The 16,648-nt window shown below is 67.9% G+C and carries 16 protein-coding genes and 1 tRNA gene; 9 read left to right on the top strand and 8 right to left on the bottom strand.

What is annotated here, in order from left to right; genetic code table 11:
- The 4 genes from VIM26_RS12590 to VIM26_RS12575 all read right to left on the bottom strand — a co-directional run.
- A partial coding sequence (locus VIM26_RS12590) for an N-acetylglucosamine kinase (protein ID WP_331951662.1) occupies nt 1-900 on the bottom strand: 900 nt, incomplete at its 3' end.
- Entirely contained in the window at nt 897-1,796 is a 900-nt protein-coding gene (locus VIM26_RS12585; protein ID WP_331951660.1) for a carbohydrate ABC transporter permease, read from the bottom strand. The genes VIM26_RS12585 and VIM26_RS12590, both read right to left, overlap by 4 nt.
- Entirely contained in the window at nt 1,793-2,785 is a 993-nt protein-coding gene (locus tag VIM26_RS12580; protein ID WP_331951658.1) for a sugar ABC transporter permease, read from the bottom strand. The genes VIM26_RS12585 and VIM26_RS12580 overlap by 4 nt, the downstream gene beginning before the upstream one ends.
- Before the next feature lie 91 nt (nt 2,786-2,876).
- Nucleotides 2,877-4,205, bottom strand: coding sequence for a sugar ABC transporter substrate-binding protein (locus tag VIM26_RS12575; protein ID WP_331951656.1), 1,329 nt, complete (start codon nt 4,203-4,205; stop codon nt 2,877-2,879).
- Between the two features lie 431 nt (nt 4,206-4,636).
- Between VIM26_RS12575 and VIM26_RS12570 the strand changes: the two genes are divergently transcribed.
- From VIM26_RS12570 to VIM26_RS12560, 3 genes are all read left to right on the top strand, one after another.
- The gene (locus VIM26_RS12570; RefSeq protein WP_331951654.1) at nt 4,637-5,413 is read left to right on the top strand and encodes a GntR family transcriptional regulator; all 777 of its coding nucleotides are present in this window, start codon (nt 4,637-4,639) and stop codon (nt 5,411-5,413) included.
- A gap of 228 nt (nt 5,414-5,641) precedes the next feature.
- Entirely contained in the window at nt 5,642-7,474 is a 1,833-nt protein-coding gene (locus VIM26_RS12565) for a putative bifunctional diguanylate cyclase/phosphodiesterase (RefSeq protein ID WP_331951652.1), read from the top strand.
- Between the two features lie 200 nt (nt 7,475-7,674).
- Nucleotides 7,675-7,872, top strand: a complete 198-nt coding sequence (locus tag VIM26_RS12560; protein WP_331951650.1) for a three-helix bundle dimerization domain-containing protein — start codon at nt 7,675-7,677, stop codon at nt 7,870-7,872.
- 314 nt (nt 7,873-8,186) lie between these two features.
- On the opposite strand, the gene VIM26_RS12555 is transcribed toward VIM26_RS12560, so the two are convergent.
- Nucleotides 8,187-8,498: a hypothetical protein gene (locus VIM26_RS12555; RefSeq protein ID WP_331951648.1), complete on the bottom strand. Its 312-nt coding sequence runs from the start codon at nt 8,496-8,498 to the stop codon at nt 8,187-8,189.
- A gap of 353 nt (nt 8,499-8,851) precedes the next feature.
- Here VIM26_RS12555 and VIM26_RS12550 point away from each other — a divergent pair, with 353 nt between their 5' ends.
- From VIM26_RS12550 to VIM26_RS12540, 3 genes are read left to right on the top strand one after another with little or no spacing between them, the layout of a single operon-like run.
- Nucleotides 8,852-9,508 (top strand): hypothetical protein, encoded by a 657-nt coding sequence (locus tag VIM26_RS12550; protein ID WP_331951646.1) that lies wholly within the window; start codon nt 8,852-8,854, stop codon nt 9,506-9,508.
- A 55-nt stretch (nt 9,509-9,563) separates the two neighbouring features.
- On the top strand, nt 9,564-11,669 hold the full coding sequence (locus VIM26_RS12545) for a sensor histidine kinase (RefSeq protein WP_331951644.1): 2,106 nt from the start codon (nt 9,564-9,566) through the stop codon (nt 11,667-11,669).
- Nucleotides 11,666-12,334, top strand: coding sequence for a response regulator transcription factor (locus VIM26_RS12540; protein WP_331951642.1), 669 nt, complete (start codon nt 11,666-11,668; stop codon nt 12,332-12,334). Before VIM26_RS12545 ends, VIM26_RS12540 begins: the two co-directional genes overlap by 4 nt.
- A gap of 33 nt (nt 12,335-12,367) precedes the next feature.
- Here VIM26_RS12540 and VIM26_RS12535 read toward each other — a convergent pair whose 3' ends face one another.
- A complete protein-coding gene (locus tag VIM26_RS12535) occupies nt 12,368-12,700 on the bottom strand; it encodes a hypothetical protein (RefSeq protein ID WP_331951640.1) in 333 nt (110 codons plus the stop codon).
- A gap of 26 nt (nt 12,701-12,726) precedes the next feature.
- Here VIM26_RS12535 and VIM26_RS12530 point away from each other — a divergent pair, with 26 nt between their 5' ends.
- The gene (locus VIM26_RS12530) at nt 12,727-12,885 is read left to right on the top strand and encodes a hypothetical protein (RefSeq protein ID WP_331951638.1); all 159 of its coding nucleotides are present in this window, start codon (nt 12,727-12,729) and stop codon (nt 12,883-12,885) included.
- 497 nt (nt 12,886-13,382) lie between these two features.
- Here the strand turns inward: VIM26_RS12530 and VIM26_RS12525 are convergent, their stop codons facing one another.
- Nucleotides 13,383-13,649, bottom strand: coding sequence for a helix-turn-helix transcriptional regulator (locus tag VIM26_RS12525; RefSeq protein ID WP_331951636.1), 267 nt, complete (start codon nt 13,647-13,649; stop codon nt 13,383-13,385).
- 492 nt (nt 13,650-14,141) lie between these two features.
- Between VIM26_RS12525 and VIM26_RS12520 the strand changes: the two genes are divergently transcribed.
- The gene (locus VIM26_RS12520) at nt 14,142-14,837 is read left to right on the top strand and encodes a GAF and ANTAR domain-containing protein (protein WP_331951634.1); all 696 of its coding nucleotides are present in this window, start codon (nt 14,142-14,144) and stop codon (nt 14,835-14,837) included.
- A 696-nt stretch (nt 14,838-15,533) separates the two neighbouring features.
- Here the strand turns inward: VIM26_RS12520 and VIM26_RS12515 are convergent.
- A tRNA-Leu gene (locus tag VIM26_RS12515) sits at nt 15,534-15,607 on the bottom strand.
- A gap of 118 nt (nt 15,608-15,725) precedes the next feature.
- Between VIM26_RS12515 and VIM26_RS12510 the strand changes: the two genes are divergently transcribed.
- Nucleotides 15,726-16,400, top strand: coding sequence for an ANTAR domain-containing response regulator (locus tag VIM26_RS12510; protein WP_331951632.1), 675 nt, complete (start codon nt 15,726-15,728; stop codon nt 16,398-16,400).
- The last annotated feature ends 248 nt before the right edge of the window (nt 16,401-16,648 follow it).

Below are 16,648 nucleotides of genomic sequence, written 5' to 3'. Positions count from 1 at the left end.
GGGGAGCCAGTACGCGCCGATCACCGGGGGAACCTGGGGCACGACGACCCGGAAGTCGGGTGTCCGCACCGCGAGCTGGGCGGTCAGCCGGGTCAGCACCCAGCCGCCGGGGCGCAGGACTCCCCCGGACGGGACGATCAGCCGCTCGTCCGACTCGAGGAACGATGCCGCCGCGACGGTGGCAACGACGAGGTCCGCGAGCCGGTCCGCAGCGCGGTCGAGGATGCCGGCGGCGACCGTGTCGCCCGCCTCGGCGACCGCGACGACCGTGGTGGTCAGGGCGGCGATCGCGGTGCGGTCCAGCCGCCGGCCGGTGACGAGGTTGTAGACGCCCCGCATGTCGGGTTGCCCCAGTCGGGGCGGCACGGCGAGCGTGAGACGGGTGTGCTCGCCGGTCCCGTCGACGTCACGCGCGGCCGCCTTGAGCGCCTCCATCGCGATCCAGAACCCGCCGCCCTCGTCGCCGAGCAACCAGCCCCAGCCGCCGACCAGGACGTCGTCGGCCCCGCGGCCGTGGGCGAGGGCGACGGTGCCGGTGCCGGCGATCAGGCCGATCCCACCGCCGCCCGCGGTCCCGCTAGCCAGCGCGGCGAGGGTGTCGCTCGCCAGCGCGAGGTACGCCCGCGCCACGACGAGCTCGCGGATCACCCGGTTCGCGATCACCACCGACCCGGTCATGGCGAGGCAGCTGACCGCGACGACGTCGCCGTCGGCCACCGCGTGCATCGCGCCGGCCACCGCAGCGCCCAGGCCGTCCCGGACGAAGCGCTCGGCGTCGGGCTCCTCGTGGTGCCGGATCGGCCCACCGCGGCCGACGCCTCGAATGTTGCCGTCGAGACCTGCCAGGACGGCGACCGTGCCGGTCTGGCCGCCGTCGACGGCCAGGATGAGATCGCTCATCCCTTCACCGCCCCGGCCATGACGCCGCGGATGATGTTCTTCTGGAAGAGCAGGTACACGATCACGATCGGCAGCGTGGTGATGGTGGTCGCGGCCATCATCAGCCCGTACTGGCTGAAGTAGCTGCCCTGGAAGGCGAGCAGCCCGACCTGCAGCGGGAGCAGCGCCTGATTGCTGAAGACCACCGAGGCGAGCACGTACTCGTTCCAGACCCCGAGCACGGTCAGGATCACGACGGTGGCCACGGCGGGGCGGGCGAGCGGGAACGCGATCTTGGTGAAGACCTGCACCCGGGACGCGCCGTCGATGAACGCGGCCTCCTCCAGCTCCTTGGGGATCTGCTCGAAGAACGCCCGGAGGATGAACATCGCCACCGGCAGGCTGCCGTTGATCATCGGCAGGATGTAGCCGAGCTGGGTGTCGAGCAGGTGCAGCTTGGCCAGTACGAGGTACAGCGGGATGAATGCGCCCGGGATCGGGATGAACAGGAAGACGAGGAGCATGCCGTACAGGGCTCGCTTGCCGGGGAACCGCATCCGGGCGAACGCATACGCGGACAGCGAGGCGAGGAGCACGGTGCCGGCGACGACCGCGACGGTGTAGATGACGCTGTTGACGAAGTAGTCGCTGAACGAGGACTGCTGCCAGGCCTGGACGAAGTTGCTCCACTGCGGGCTCTTCGGGATCAGATGCACTCCCCCGTAGATCTCCGCGTTCGTCTGTAGCGATGCGGAGATCATCCACACCAGCGGAACGACGGACGCGAGCCCCCAGACGGCGAGGGCGACGTGCAGCAGGACCCGGGGTGCCTTGAGGGGAGGCTTGCCACGCCGGTCCGGTCGGGCGAGGAGCGTGTCGGTGCCGTTCGGGTCGGGACGGTTGAGCAGGACGGTCATGACGGATCGCCTCCCGATCGACGAGACAGGTACAGCGAGATCATCGAGACCCCGAAGAGCAGGACACCGAAGATGATCGACAGCGCGGACGCGTAGCCGAAGTCCGGGCTCGGCCCGAACGCAGAGCGGTAGATGTGCAGGATCGGGACCTCGGTCGCGTAGCCCGGGCCGCCCTTCGTCATCGCCACGACCAGGTTGAAGGTCTGCATCGCCCCGAGGAACGTCAGCACGCTGACGATGCCGATCACGGGACGCAGCAGCGGGAGCGTGATCTTGACGAAGATCTGCCGGCCGGTCGCGCCGTCCATCCGGGCGGCCTCGTAGATCTCGCCGGAGATCCCCTGCAGCCCGGCGAGGAAGAGCAGGAACGGATAGCCCACGCCTTGCCAGACCGACACGATCGAGATGGCCCAGAGCGCCGTCTTGGGATCGCCGAGCCACGGGTGCGCCAGAACGCCGAGTCCGAGGTTGTCGAGGGTCGCGTTGATCACGCCGTTGTTGGGCTCGAGGAGCCACTTCCAGATGGTCGCCACCACGATTCCCGACAGGATCGGCGGGAGGTAGAACAGCGTGCGGTAGAGGGTCTGGCCCTTCATCTTGCGATCGACGCCGACGGCGAGCAGCAGGCCGAGCCCCTGCATGAGGATCAGGGCGATGACGGCGAGGAAGATGCCGTTGCCCATCGAGCCCCACCACACCGAATCGTGGAAGGCCCTGAGGTAGTTGTCCAGGCCCACCTGGGCGAACGTGCTCGACAGCCCGTCCCAGCTCGTGAAGCTGAGCTCGACCGTGCGGGCGAAGGGATAGACGCTGAAGACCACGAAGAGCAACAGCGTCGGCAGGATGAACAGGTACGCCGTGAACATCTCGATCCGCCGCGCGCGGGTGTAGCGCTTGGCCAGGCGGTCCGGGGCCGGCGGGACGGCAGCGGCTCGGGCGGGAGTGGGTGCCTCGCGGTGCGCCGGAGCAAGGACGCGGGGACTGCTCATCGGTGTTCCTCTCGGAGGGTTCGGGTGCGCTCGTAGCGTGGGAACGGGCGCACCCCCCTGATCACGGGACCGTGCTGGTGGTCGGCGCCGACTACTGCGCGAGCTTGGTCTCCTTCGCGCGCTGCATCTTGGCCGCCACGGCTTGTGGAGTGGCGGTGCCCGCGATGATCAGTTGGAGCCCGGCGGTCATGGTCGTGACCACGGCGCCCTGCATCGCGGTCGGCGAGGCGGGGGTGAGCTTGTCGGCCCCCGCGGCGAACGCGGCGATGTTCTTGTTGAGCTTGAGCGTGTCGGCGACCTTGCGGTTGGCCGGGATGTTGAAGCTCGCCTCGGCGTACTTCTTCTGCTGGTCGGCCTCGGTCAGCCACTTGAGGAAGGCCGTTGCCGCGTCGGCGTGCGGCGAGGTGCCGACGACGAAGACGGTCGACCCGACCCCGCCGGGGATGTACAGGGGCTCGTCGCCGACCGACGGCGGCATGAACACCCCGTAGTTCTTGAACTCGGGGTTCGTCTTGTTGAAGACCCCGAGCGCCCACGAGCCGTCGAAGATCATCCCGGCCTGGCCCGATGCGAACAGCGTCTCGGCGGCCGGCATGTCGTAGCCGAGGATTCCGTCGGCGAAGACCCCCGCCTTGGCGAGCTTGTCGAAGACGGTGAGGAAGTCGATCCACTCCGCCGCGTCGTACCGCCCGGTCCCGGTGTAGGCCGCCGTCCGGACGTCGGCCGGCACCACATTGTCGATGTACATCGAGGCCAGGGAGCCGAGCGGCCAGGAGGAGAAGCCCGAGACGAACGGCTGGATACCCGCGGCGCGCAGCTTCTTGGAGGCCTCGATGAACCCGTTCAGATTCGTCGGCAGCTCGGTGATACCGGCCTTCTTGAACAGGTCCTTGTTGTACAAGAACTGCATGTTGTTGGTGTCCAGCGGGACCAGGTAGGCGCCCGGGTCGACCTTCCACTGGTTGTCGGGTGTGTAGGACACGCCCTGGATGGCGGACGGAACGAACTCGTCGAACCACTCCTTGGCGCCGTCGACCTTGGAGAGGTTGAGGATCTTGCCCTCGAGCGCGTACGGGGCGAGCTTCTCGCCGGCGCTGGTCCAGCCCGCCGAGATGTCGGGGAGCTTGCCCGCCTGCGCGGCGGCCTGGAACTTCTGCGGCAGGGCGTCCCCCGGCACGAGCTCAAGCTTGACCTTGACCCCGGTCTTGTCCTCGTACTGGGTGGCGAGCTCCTGCAAGAGGTCCGCGCGGTCGGTGAAGTAGTGCCAGAACGTGAGCGTCGTCCCCGACTTCTTGGCGGCGCCGGCGTGCGCGCCGCCGGACCCGCCGGAACATGCGGTCAGGCCCAGGGTGAGGCTGAGGCCGAGCGCGGCGATCGCAGCGACCTTGCTGCGACGCGGGTTGGTCGACATTCGTGCCATGGCGCTTCTCCTTGGACGGGTTCAACGAGGGCCGAGTCGAAGGACAGGGCGCGGGATTTTGCTTCTCAGCGGGACTTTTAAGGTCTAGACCTCTCGATGGGCTGAAAGGTACGCCCACAACCGAGGACGTGTCAAACGTCACACGAGTCACGTGGGTTGCGGGCGCATCTCACCAGGGGGCAGACTGTCGAGCAGTCGGGTCACGCAGTCCCGACTCGTCCAGTGGTTCGTACCAACTTGGACGACATCGTCTCGGCACCTCGGTGTCGACGACACAAGGAGACACGCAGGTTGAGGACGAGGAAGCGCACCGTCGCGCCGCCCGGTAGCCGGCCAAAGCCCACGACGACCCGGTCCAGGGTCGCCGTCGGCGGTACGCTCCGGCCGACGGCGAGGCCACGCCGACAGGTAGGCGCAGGGGACGTGGGGGCATGAGTCACGACACGGACATCGTCAGGAGCGCGGAGCTTGCGGATGCGCTCGGGGCCATCGCGCTCGATTCGGAGACCGCCAAGCACGAGCAGGTGCGCAACCGGTTGATCGAGGTCATCGAGCTTCTCCACTCCGGGGATCGGCTACCGCCCGAGCGAGAGCTGGCCGCGCGATTCGGTGTCAGTCGGATGACGCTTCGCCAAGCGATCTCGAGCCTGGCAAGCGCCGGCTACGTGGTGCGGGTCCAGGGCGACGGCACGTTCGTCGCCGATCCGACGATCTCGAAGAGCTCCGAGCTCACGGGGTTCTCCGAGGACATGGCCGCCCGCGGCTTCCGCCCCTCGTCCCGGCTGCTCAAGATCGCGCACGTCTCGGCGGGTGCAGCCCTCGGCCAGGAACTGGTGATCAGCCCAGCGGAGATGGTGTTTCACCTCGAGCGGGTCCGCATGGCCGACGGCATCCCGATGTGCCTGGAGACCATCGATCTGCCGGCACGGCTGACCCCCGGGCTCGACCAGCAACCGCTCGAGCAGTCGCTGTACGAAATCCTCAGGGGCGTCTACGGCATCGAGCTCTACGAGGCGGACCAGGTCATCCTGCCGACCGTCGTTGACCAGAGCCAGGCGGACCTGCTGCGGGTCCCGGTCCACAGCCCGGCGCTCATCGTCAAGCGGATCGGCTACGACAAGCGTCGGCGCCCCATCGAACGGGCGATGTCGATCTACCGCGGCGACCGGTACGACATCCGCATGACGGTCCGGCGCAACCTCACCTGAGATCCGTTTGAGTCTCCGCCCGGGGCGGCAGACATCGGTCGCGCAAGGCGCGTCCATGGTGACCCGCCCTCAACGACGTCCTGCGCCACGCCAGCTTCCGACACTCTCGCCCCACGGGCTCTCGTTCGCCCCAAATGGCCGCTTCCGAGCGCGATTTCATCCACTGTTCGTCGACCCGAGCACTCGGCGGGAGTTCAGGTACGCGCGTGCGTTGTCGAAGATCCAGGAGTGACGTCCGAGAGCGTGAATCTGGACAGGCTCCTCGCTGCGCCGGCAACGAGCACGCTCGCGTGGGTTCGTGACGTCTCCGGGGATGGTGCGGGTTGGTTGCTCGGCGAACTCGCTCTGCCCGCGGTCATCGTCCCGCACGGGATCAAATCCGGGGAGGTCGACGAACTGTTCCGGCGCGACGGAGCTCCGCACTGCGTCGTCGTGAAGAGCCTCGCCGGGCCGGTGCTGGTCGATCGGGCATGGTTCGAGGCGGCGATCACCGGCCCGTTGGGCTATGGGCGGCTGCTGTTCGCCCGTAGACCAGTTCTGGAGATGGTCACCAGGGAGACTCTCGTGCTGACCTACGACGTCCCTGTCGAGGAGGCGGCCGCCGGGGTCATCTCTCGGCGAGGCGCCGGGACTCGCGGCGACGCAGTTGTCGTGACATGGCCCGATGGCGGACTCGGGGTGGTCCCCGTCTCGACGATCTTCGAGCGCTTGGCGCAGCAGTACGCGTACCAGTCCTGGCACGACCCGCTCACCAAGCTTCCCAACCGGCGCTACCTCATGGAACAGATCCGGCTCCTCGAGCAGACCCGACGTTCGGGCGATGAGGCCTGGCACGCCGTGCTCTTCTACCTCGACCTCGACCGATTCAAGGACGTCAACGACCAGTACGGTCACGGCGCTGGTGATCAGGTCCTCGCGGAGTTCGCGCAGCGCATCAAGTCGGCTTCCCGCGTGGACGACGTCGTGGTCCGGTTGGGAGGCGACGAGTTCGCCATCCTCTGCGCCGGCCCGCTCACCGTCACGCAGAGCGAGGCGTTCGCAGCCCGGATCGTGCTCGAGGCCGCTGCTCCGTTCGTCGTCGAGGTTCATGACCGCTCCGGTGACATCACGGAACAGGTCGTCACGATCGGTGCCAGCGTCGGCGTCGCGCACGCGAACGGTGCGCGGACAGTGCTCGTGACCTCGCTGGACATCCTGGTCAAGCAGGCCGACATCGCCATGTACCGGGCCAAGGCACGGGGTCGCGGACGTGCCGAGCACTACGAGCCGGCGATGCGCACCGGTCTGGACTCAGCCGAAACGGTTCAGGCACGACGCAGGATGGAACGCGGTCTGCGAGCCGCGATCGAGGACGGTGGACTCGCGGTTCACTACCAACCGGTCGTCGAGCTGCCCTCTGGACGCGTCCGCGGGTTCGAGGCGCTGGCCCGGTGGCACGACCGGGCGCTCGGGGAGGTCTCGCCGGACCAGTTCATCCAGTTGGCCGAGGAGACAGGGCTGATCCTCGACCTCGGCGCGTGGGTGCTGCAGACCGCGTGCGCCCAGGCCGCCGCGTCGGTGATGGACCACCAGTCGACCATCGCGGTCAACGTCTCCCCGGTCCAGATCGCACAACCAGGCTTCATCGACGTGGTGCTGGGTGCCCTGGCGGACTCGGGTCTGCCAGCGTACCAACTGTGTCTCGAAGTCACCGAGACCGCCGCCGTCGAGAATCTTGCCGAGACGGCGTCGCGCTTGCGTGAGCTGAGGAAGCTGGGGATACAGATCGCTCTGGATGACTTCGGTACCGGGCACTCCTCTTTGACGATGCTGCGCGAACTGCCGCTGACGATCGTCAAGATCGACCGCTCGTTCGTGTCGAACCTTGTCCAGAGCGTGCAGGATGCCGCGCTCGTGCGCCTCGTGATCGAGACCGCGCACGCCCTCGGGCTGCGCGTGTGCGCGGAAGGCGTCGAGGATGCCGACCAGGCTCAAACGCTGGCTGCGATGGGATGCGACACCGCACAGGGCTGGTACTTCGGAAAGCCCGGGCCGGCATCCGGTCGCCGACCCGCGAACTAGCTAGCCCACAGGCACCATTTCGCTGAGCACTCCAGCGAGGTGCCTTGGCGGTGCTTTGAACCACAGCGTTGGGACCTCTTCCCCTCCCCGTGCGAACAAGTAATCTGGGTTGAATCTGGATAGGCCTGCAAGTTGCGCATGCGTGCGGCGCGCCCGGTGCGAGAACCCTTGCGATCCCTGCGGTTGAGGAGGCTCTGACGGTGGAGAGCATCGACGAATTGCGAGAGTTGCGACTCGTCTGTCAGCGTCTGGCCGAACGGTTCCCCGACCTGCCCCTGACCACGGTGCAACTTCACGTCGAGCGGGAACACCGCAAACTTGATGGGCGCCCCGTGCGGAACTTCGTGCCCGTCCTGATCGAGCGAGCGGCGCGGGAAGCCCTAATGGTCGTAACTTAGGACCCCCTGCCAGTCGCCCCCGAGCGGGGATCCTCCTCTGGATCCCGCCTGCGTGGACCTTAAGTTACGGCCATTGGGGTAGTGCGGGTCGGGAACACGGTCCGCCGCCCAGTTGGTCCGCATTCTCGGCTCGTCCACGACGTGCTCACGCATCTGGACCGGGTCGGTTTCACAGGGGCACCTCGGTTCCTCGGGCTCGACTCGAAGGGCCGTGAGGTGCTGACCTTCGTCGCAGGCGAGGTGGCTGGACGCCCGTGGCCGGCATGGGTGGCCGACGAGCAGCGGATCGCCAGCGTGGCTCGACTGGTGCGTTCCTACGATGACGCCGTGGCCATGCTGCCAATCCCTGATTCCAGTACTGGTATTGAGTTCGCAGGTCCGGTGGGGATGCCGGCCTCGACCGCGGGGCCTGCCAAACTTCTCGGCCACATGGACGTGACTCCGGAGAACGTCGTGTTCCGCAATTCAGTGGCCATCGCGCTCATCGACTCCGGGGGTAGGCCCGGGGCGCCGCGGTAGCGGGCCGCCCACGATCCGTAGATCACGACCCGCTCGGCGCCGGCGAGGTCGAACTCCTGACCGATCACGGTCTGCGGTCCGAAGGTGCCCTGGAGGAGCTGGGTCAAGGGGACTGCTGACCGGTTGGCGAGGTTGGCTCGCACCAGTCGTGCCCGGCCCAGGGTGTACTCCTGACCAGGGTGAAGGAGTAGCCAGGCGAGCATCGCGGCCTGGTGCTGGGATCGGAGGATCGGAGGATCGGCAGGAGAGCCGGGCGAGGAGAAGAGCATACGGAGGCGTCAGGGACGGAGGGACCGAGAGGCGACCGGCTGACGTGCGAGCGGTGGCCGCGGGCCCGCCCGGGTGGCCGGGACATTCCTCCCGATAGGTCCGGGACCGTGTCTCATGACGACGGGCGGTCCAGACAGCCAGGCTCCGAGGTGTCGGGCGGAAGCGCCGCCCGCTCTACGAGGAGGTTGTCATGGCTGCTCACTCGCCACATCCGCGAACCACACCGGTGAAGCAAGCAGGCAAGGCCGGAGCCTTCACCTTGGTGCGAATAGGTGGAGTTGCGGCGGTCCTCGCCGGTGTGGTCATGGGGGTGCACGAGTGGTGGGACGACCGGGTGCCGGGCATCCAGGAGGGTGTCGTGCCCTCGGCGCTGCATGCGACGTGGGTTGGGCTCCTGTTCGTGAGTTTCCTGGGTCTTAGCGTGCTCCAGCGGCCCGCCTTCGGGCGCTTCGGTCGCATCGCCTCGGTTGTCGCCGTCGTCGGCTCCGGCTCATTGTTCGTGCTGGCGCTCAACGAGACGTGGGGTTTCGTCCGTTCGGACGGGGCTACGCACGATGACCCGCCAATTCCCATGCTTGTACTCATCTTTGCGGTTTTCGGGTGCTACGTAGCCGGCCTGCTTCTCTTCTCGCTCGCAATTATCCAGGCAGGGGTGCTACCGCGCTTGGCTGGGGTCTTCTTGCTGGCGAGCGTGCTGTTGAAGCTGTTCGCCTCAGGTGTGCTGCCGGGGACGCTCGCTCTGCTGGGCGCGGCCTTTGCGACTCTGGGTTTCACTGCCCTGCGCGCGGCTCCCTCCAGGCACGACGACCGGGATGTGCCTGCGGGGTCGACATTGACGCGTCCGTAAGCAACGGCTTAGGCGAGTCCTAGGCGGAACCGTCGAGCCGGCGGACACTGTGATTGTGGAGATCCTGCGACGCGCCCGCGCGACATCCCGACCCGGCGCCAGGGTGTCGACGACTGCACTGCTTGGGGTCACCGTGCTGCTCGCGTCGGCAACCGTCGTGGTGACCTACCGCGCGGGAAGCATCGGCTCGTCGTGGACACTTCTCACCTCGACCTCGGCGATCGCGCTCGTTGGAGCTTTCCTGGCCGGCACGCGTCCACGCCACCCTGTGGGCTGGCTGCTGTTGGCGACCGGCCTGCCGTTCCTGGCAGGTCAGGCAGCGGAGGGCATAGCGCGAATGGGCTTGACCGATCCACGGCCGGGGCCCGGCGCGGAGGCCTCGTTGTGGCTCGCGAACTGGGTCTACCCTCCGGCGCTTGTCCCGCTGTTCGTGGGGATAGCCCTGACCTTCCCCGACGGTCACCTACCCTCCCGGCGATGGCGCGGCTTGGCCGTTCTGGCCGTCGCTCTGGCGTTGGTCCTCGGCGTGTTCGGCGCAGTCGGGCAGTCGACGCTCGTCCTGGGCGAGACTCAAGTGCCCAACCCGCACGCGGTGACCGCTCTGACGGGGATCGGCCCCGTCGTCATGACAGCGTCAGGCGTCGCCCTGCTGGGATGTTCGCTCGCCTCCACGGTCAGTCTCCTGATGCGTTGGCGGCGTGCCGGCCGGCAGGCGCGGCAGCAAATCATGTGGGTGGTCATGGCCATCGTCGTCCTCGCGGCCTCGTTCGGTCTCGACGCGTCGGTCGCGTTCTTGGCACCGTCGCTTTACCCCGTGATATTCCCGTTCGTACAGTTGGCGCCCGTCGTCGTGCCGGTAGCCATCGCGGTGGCTATCCTGCGCCACCAGTTGTTCGACATCGAGGCGCTCGTCAACCGGGCCCTGGTCTATATGATCCTGACCGTCCTGCTCGTGTCGAGCTACGCGGTGACGGCGACGTGGGTGGGCGCCACGCTCCCCGAGTCGGCTGGGACCCTAGCCCGGGTTCTGGCCACCGCCGTCGTCGCTGTGGCCTTCGCCCCCCTGCGGGATTGGCTGCAACGGCTCATCGGCGGTCGGCTCTATGGAGACCGGGGTCGGCCGTACGCCGCTATGACCCGGCTCGCCCGCCAGCTGCAGCAACCGTCGGCACCCGACCAGGTGCTGGTCACCCTGGTCACCTCGGCCGCCCAGGCGCTCCGATCCTCGTACGCCGCCATCGACCTACGCGACGAGCCCGGACCGGTAGTCGAGTACGGCGTCCGCCCGGTCGACGCCAGCCGCCTCGCCTCGGTCGAGCTGACCTACGCCGGGGAGTCACTGGGCGGCCTCGTGGTTGCCGGACGGGGACGCGAAGCTCTCGCACCCGCGGACCTGCGGCTGCTCGCGGACCTCGCGCTCCCCATCGGCGCTGCGGTGCACGCCGTTGGGCTGTCCGTCGACCTCCACCGCTCCCGTGAGCGCATTGTCCTGTCGATTGAGGAGGAGCGCCGACGGGTGGGGCGCGACCTGCACGACGACTTGGGGCCCCGGCTGGCGGCGATCAGCATGCAGGTCGAACTGGCTCGTGACCTCACCCTTGTTGATCCCGTCCGGGCGCATGCGCTGCTCGGCGACCTGCTGAACCAAACGGAGGTTGCCGTGCAGGAGACGCGCCGGGTCGCGCACGCTCACCGGCCACCGGCCCTGGACACACTCGGCCTGGTGCCCGCCCTGGAGTCCCACGTTGCGCACGTGGCTGCCGTGCCAGTGCGCTTCGAGGTCCCGATCGCGCTTCCTCCTTTGCCAGCGGCAGTCGAGGTGGCGGCATACCGCATCGCTCTGGAGGCGATCCAGAACGTTGCGGCGCATGCCCAGGCGCGATCCTGCGTGCTGCATCTGTTCCACGACCGCCAAGGACTCACTCTCGAGGTGGTGGATGACGGGCTGGGCATTCCGGCCAGCCATTCCGTAGGCCTCGGGCTACAGTCCATGGCCGAGAGGGCTGCTGAGCTAGGCGGCACTTTCACCCTTGAGCCCTGCCTGAACGGCCGAGGAACCCTTGTGAGGGCGGTTCTCCCGTGTCGGCCGAGCGAGGCGACAAGGCCCGTGGGCGCGGGTGCCGATCCACGTGCGCCGGAGGCAGGGAGGAGGTCGCCGTGAGCACCCTCAACGTGCTGATATGCGATGACCACGCAGGCTTCAGAGCCAGTCTGTCGGCATTGCTGACCGGGGGCGACGAGGTTCTCGTCGTCGGTGAGGTCGCAGACGGAGCGCATGCCGTCCGGTCGGCCCTGGCGCTGCAGCCCGACGTCGTACTGATGGACCTCGCCATGCCGGGCATGGGGGGCGTGGAGGCGACCCGTTGCATCGTCGACAGCGCACCCCACATCGGGGTAATCGTGCTGACCATGATCGACGACGACGACGCCGTCTTCGCCGCTATGCGGGCCGGGGCCCGCGGATACCTGCTCAAGGGTGCGAGGCGCGCCGAGATCGTTCGCGCGCTGCGGGCGGTGGCCGACGGCGATGCCGTGTTCGGCGGGGCGATCGCCGGTCGCCTGACGAGGTATTTCGACCCCCCAACCGCTCCATCACCATCCCGCAGCTTCCCTGGCCTGACCCCTCGAGAAGTGGAGGTCCTCACCCTGATGGCCCAGCACCTGGCCAACCCCGCGATAGCTCGCACACTCGGGATCAGCGAGAAGACGGTTCGTAACAACGTCTCCGCCGTTCTCGTCAAGCTGCGCGTCGCCGACAGGGCCCAGGCGATCCTGGCCGCCCACGATGCAGGGATGGGGCCGGGGCAGCCGCCGTCGGCAGGCTGACCTGGGGTTTCGCTCTGCGTAGTTTCCGGTGAGTCAACGGTGAGAGAGTCGAATCCCGACCGAGACGGCCCTGCTCTGCGAGTGTTTCCACAGGTCAGCATTCGAGAGACTCCGTGGAGTCTCGCCGGGGCTCGCGAAGAATTGTTCGCGGGCCGCAGTCTGCATGCCCAGGCGAACCTCTGCGCGATCGGCAGCGTCGTAGACATCGGCCGGCTCGACGGCGCCGACGACGAGCGGGCCGACGTCGTTCGGGGGCATGCCGGGGGCGCCGTGGTAGCGGGCCGCCCACGATCCGTAGATGACGACCCGCTCGGCGCCCGCGAGGTCGAACTCCTGGCCGATCACGGTCGTCGGGCGGGCGACCACGCCAAGGCAGGGGGTGCAAGCATGGTGTGAGCGACGAAGACATCCTGCATGCGTACGCGCATCCGATTCGAGTGTTCGACCTCGACGAAGGATTCACGATGGTCATCGGAGCGAACCGCACGGCCATCAAGTACGAGATCGGTGTCGTCGAAGGCGTCACGGCGGCGGTCATGTCCACGCGATGAGAGCACGCGAGAAGTTCCTGAGGTGATGAAGATGCCACGCACAGTGCAAGAGATCCTTGACCAAGCCGACGAACTCGCTCAGCGGTTCGAGGACGACGGGCCGTCACCGACGGATGAACGCGACCCGGAGGTGTTCGCGGAGCTTCGTCGGGGCGTCCTGTCGCGATCGGCCGCCGAACGTTCGATCAACGACGCCGTCAGACGAGCACGCGCGAGCGGGTACTCCTGGGCGTTCATCGGCTCGCTCCTTGGGACCTCTGGTGAAGCCGCCCGGCAGCGCTACCGCCACAAGCAAGACGCATAGCCGAACGTCCCAAGATCCCGGACGGCCAGCCGGCGCGCGAGCGACCACACCCCGGCGGTGAAGAACGGCGCATAGGTGGCGTCAAACGGCGGATCCAGCCCACCCGCAACGGAGGCACTCTGGCTCGGAAACGTGTCGGCCTACTGCGCCGTCGGGTCTGACCAGCGCCAGGGCTTCAGCGCATCCCGGCAGGTCAGCGCAGCCCGGCGGCGTTGGCCCAGGCGACGGCGTCGGCCCGCGTGCCGACGCCGATCTTGCGGTAGACGCTACGGACTTGGGACTTGACGGTGTTGCGAGAGACCCACAGCTTCGAGGCGATCGCCTCGAGCGTGACGTCCTCCGCAAGGTTGTCCAGCACGATCAGCTCGCGCCGGGTGAGTGACGTGACCGGCGGTTCGATCGGTGGTTCGGCGCCGGGTTCGGTGCAACCGGGCTCAGGGACCAGCGCGAGGTTGCTCATGCGGGCCTCCGCTCGCCCTCGAGCGCGCGGCCGGGCGCGGTCCACGTAGCGCCCTGCGCCGCCAATTCCTTGCGCACCGTGGCCGAACGCTCGACGATCCACCGCTCGACGTCCTCGAACCACTCAAGGGGGAAACGCTGCTGGGGCGGCCGGTACTCGCCGCCCCTTGTGCAGTCAGAACTCCCGGGTGCGACCTCGGGTGCCGCGACATCGAGGTGCGCAGGTTCTGCGATGCGTACCGGCTCTACGACGTCGACAAGTATGGTCATGACCATGGATGCGCCCCCCGGCGGATTCCCAGGCATACGTGCCCAGGCGACGCGATCATACCTCGCACTGGGCGCGCCCTGGGTGGCTCCCCGGCCCCGGTCAACCGCCGGAAAACCGGCGCGGGGCCTGGGCGCGTTCTGGTCAACTGTCATGGCGTCCTAGGCTGGCCCGACGCCGAACCGGCGGGGTGCACGATGACGTGAAACTGGGGTGTCCGTGGCCGTGAGCCAAGTACAGCAACTCAACGAACAGTTGGCAGCCGCGGCTCGGTCGTTCCAGGAAGAGACCGGGACCAGCCTCCTCGACAAGGGCGTCACCATCGCGACCGAGATCGTCGACGGTTGTGACTATGCCGGGGTGTCGATCGTCCACCGCAAGGGTGTCATCGACACCCCGGCAGCCTCCAACCCGACGGTCCAGCGGCTGGACGAGCTGCAGTTCGCCCTGCAGGAGGGGCCCTGCTTCGATGCGATCACCTCGGGAGACACTGTCCGCTCGGCGGACCTGGCCAACGATCCGCGGTGGCCGCGGTGGGGACCCTCGGTGGTGGCCGAGCTGGGCATCGCGAGCATGCTGAGCTTTCAGCTCTTCACCACCCAGGAGACGTTGGGTGCGTTGAACCTGTACTCCCGCCGGCCCGACGCCTTCGACTCCGACGACATCGACTCCGGGCTCCACCTTGCCGCGCACCTGGCGGTGGCGATCGCCGAGTCGAGGACCACCGAACAGCTCACCACCGCGATCGCGAGCCGGACCGTGATCGGCCGGGCGGAAGGAATCCTGATGGAACGCTTCGACCTGCAACCGGCCCAGGCCTTCGCCGTCCTGACGCGCATCTCACAGCACAACAACATCAGGCTCCACCTCGTTGCGGCCGAACTCGTCAAGACCCGCACGCTTCCCGGCACCGAGAAGTAGCGACGAAAGTTGGCCGCGAAGAAGATCGCCGTCGTCGTCGTCAGTGCGGGCCACACCTCGCCCCGCAGACGCGGTCCAGCGCCAACTGCCACGACCGCACCCAGCGCATAGCTGGCTGTAGTACCTGTCAAGAGTGGATTTGGGCGTGGGTGGGTTGCCCGTAGGGGAACGCCCTGCCCGTCCTGCCAGGGGCGCTGGCTGTCTCGACTGAGCCGCTCCCGCGACGCGCTCGCCATCGCATCAGCGGTCGCTCAGCGCCGGCACCGGCGGCTTCGGTGATGACGGTGAGCGATTGGTCGCGGCCGCTCGCCGCGAAGCGTTGCAACAAGTTGCCTCCCGAACAGCGTCGCCAGGGGCTCGCGTGCGCCCACGCCAGTGAGCCGTTTCAATTCGAAAACGATGGGTAAACGATGGGTAAACGATGGGTGACAGTGATCTCGGGCCTCCTTTGAGGAAGACCGGCCGAACGTTCCCGCAGGTCACAGGCGCTACCAAGTGCCTCGAGTGCTATTTGAACCCACAGGAGCCGCGTACAGGGTTCAAGTCCACGTCTTGCCGTGACTCGCGATGTGTTCCTGCAGGTCAAGTGCCATTTGAGACCTCACGCTGGATTCGAACCCACACGAGACTGGTACTGGTTGAGGACCGGGTTCCCGCACCACTTTCGGAGCGTTTCCTCAGGTCAGGTGCCATAAGTGCCCCGAGTGGGATTCGAACCCACACTGGATCGGGTTTGAGCCGAACGCCTCTGCCGATTGGGCTATCGGGGCACGCCCGCCGCAGCAAGCACGGCGCGCCCGCTCAACCTACCGGTTGTGTGGTGCACGAGACGCCGCAGGCACGCCGCGGGAGCACTGCGATCCCCACCCGCACCGTTACTCTGTAGCGGTGACTTCAAAGGACCCGAATACGGACGAGCCGACGGCGGCCGCCCCACTTGACCTTCCCCCGCTTGTTGACAAGCCTGCTGCTACGCCCGGTCGTCCGGCGCGGCGCGCTGTCGTCGCCGAGGACGAGGCCCTCATCCGCATGGATGTCGTCGAGACGCTCCGCGAGGCGGGGTTCGACGTCGTCGGCGAGGCCGGGGATGGCGCTGAGGCCGTGCGCCTCGCGACCGAGCTGAAGCCCGACGTCGTCATCATGGACGTAAAGATGCCCGTCCTGGACGGCATCTCGGCGGCCGAGCAGATCGGCAAGGCGCACCTCGCGCCGGTCGTGCTGCTCACCGCGTTCTCGCAGAAGGAACTGGTCGAGCGGGCCCGCGACGCCGGCGCGATGGCGTACGTCGTCAAGCCGTTCAGCCCCGCGGACCTGCTGCCGGCCGTCGAGATCGCGATCTCGCGCTACACGCAGATCAGCGCGCTCGAGTCGGAGGTCGCCGACCTCGCCGAGCGGTTCGAGACCCGCAAGCGCCTCGACCGTGCGAAGGGCCTGCTCATGACGAAGATGGGCCTGTCCGAGCCGGAGTCTTTCCGCTGGATCCAGAAGACGTCGATGGACCGCCGCCTCACCATGCGTGAGGTCGCGGACGCCGTCATCGAGCAGGTCGGCGGCGCGAGCTGAGCTAGCTCCACCACGGCAACGATGAGGCCCGGGTCCACCCCTGACGCGGGGCGGGCCGGGCCTCGTCGTCGGTCACGGGGGAGCAGCAAGGCACGGCCGCGGCGGTGACCTCGTGTGCGCCGTCGGGCCCGGTGACCGCCATCGCCATGCCGACCGCGGGCTCACCTGCGCTCGCGCGGATCGTGCCGTTGATGCAGCCGGTGACAGGAGGACCCGACGGACCCTGTGTGTGCGGGATGTGTCAGGGC

Origin of the sequence: Pengzhenrongella sp. (assembly GCF_036565025.1) — a bacterium.
GTDB lineage: Bacteria > Actinomycetota > Actinomycetes > Actinomycetales > Cellulomonadaceae > Pengzhenrongella.
This window is presented reverse-complemented; position numbering and strand designations above follow the sequence as displayed.

Coding starts and splice junctions, on each gene's coding strand:
- VIM26_RS12550 (WP_331951646.1), top strand. CDS start 8,852: ATGGCTGCTCACTCGCCACATCCGCGAACCACACCGGTGAAGCAAGCA.
- VIM26_RS12570 (WP_331951654.1), top strand. CDS start 4,637: ATGAGTCACGACACGGACATCGTCAGGAGCGCGGAGCTTGCGGATGCG.
- VIM26_RS12585 (WP_331951660.1), bottom strand. CDS start 1,796: ATGACCGTCCTGCTCAACCGTCCCGACCCGAACGGCACCGACACGCTC.
- VIM26_RS12525 (WP_331951636.1), bottom strand. CDS start 13,649: ATGAGCAACCTCGCGCTGGTCCCTGAGCCCGGTTGCACCGAACCCGGC.
- VIM26_RS12575 (WP_331951656.1), bottom strand. CDS start 4,205: ATGGCACGAATGTCGACCAACCCGCGTCGCAGCAAGGTCGCTGCGATC.
- VIM26_RS12580 (WP_331951658.1), bottom strand. CDS start 2,785: ATGAGCAGTCCCCGCGTCCTTGCTCCGGCGCACCGCGAGGCACCCACT.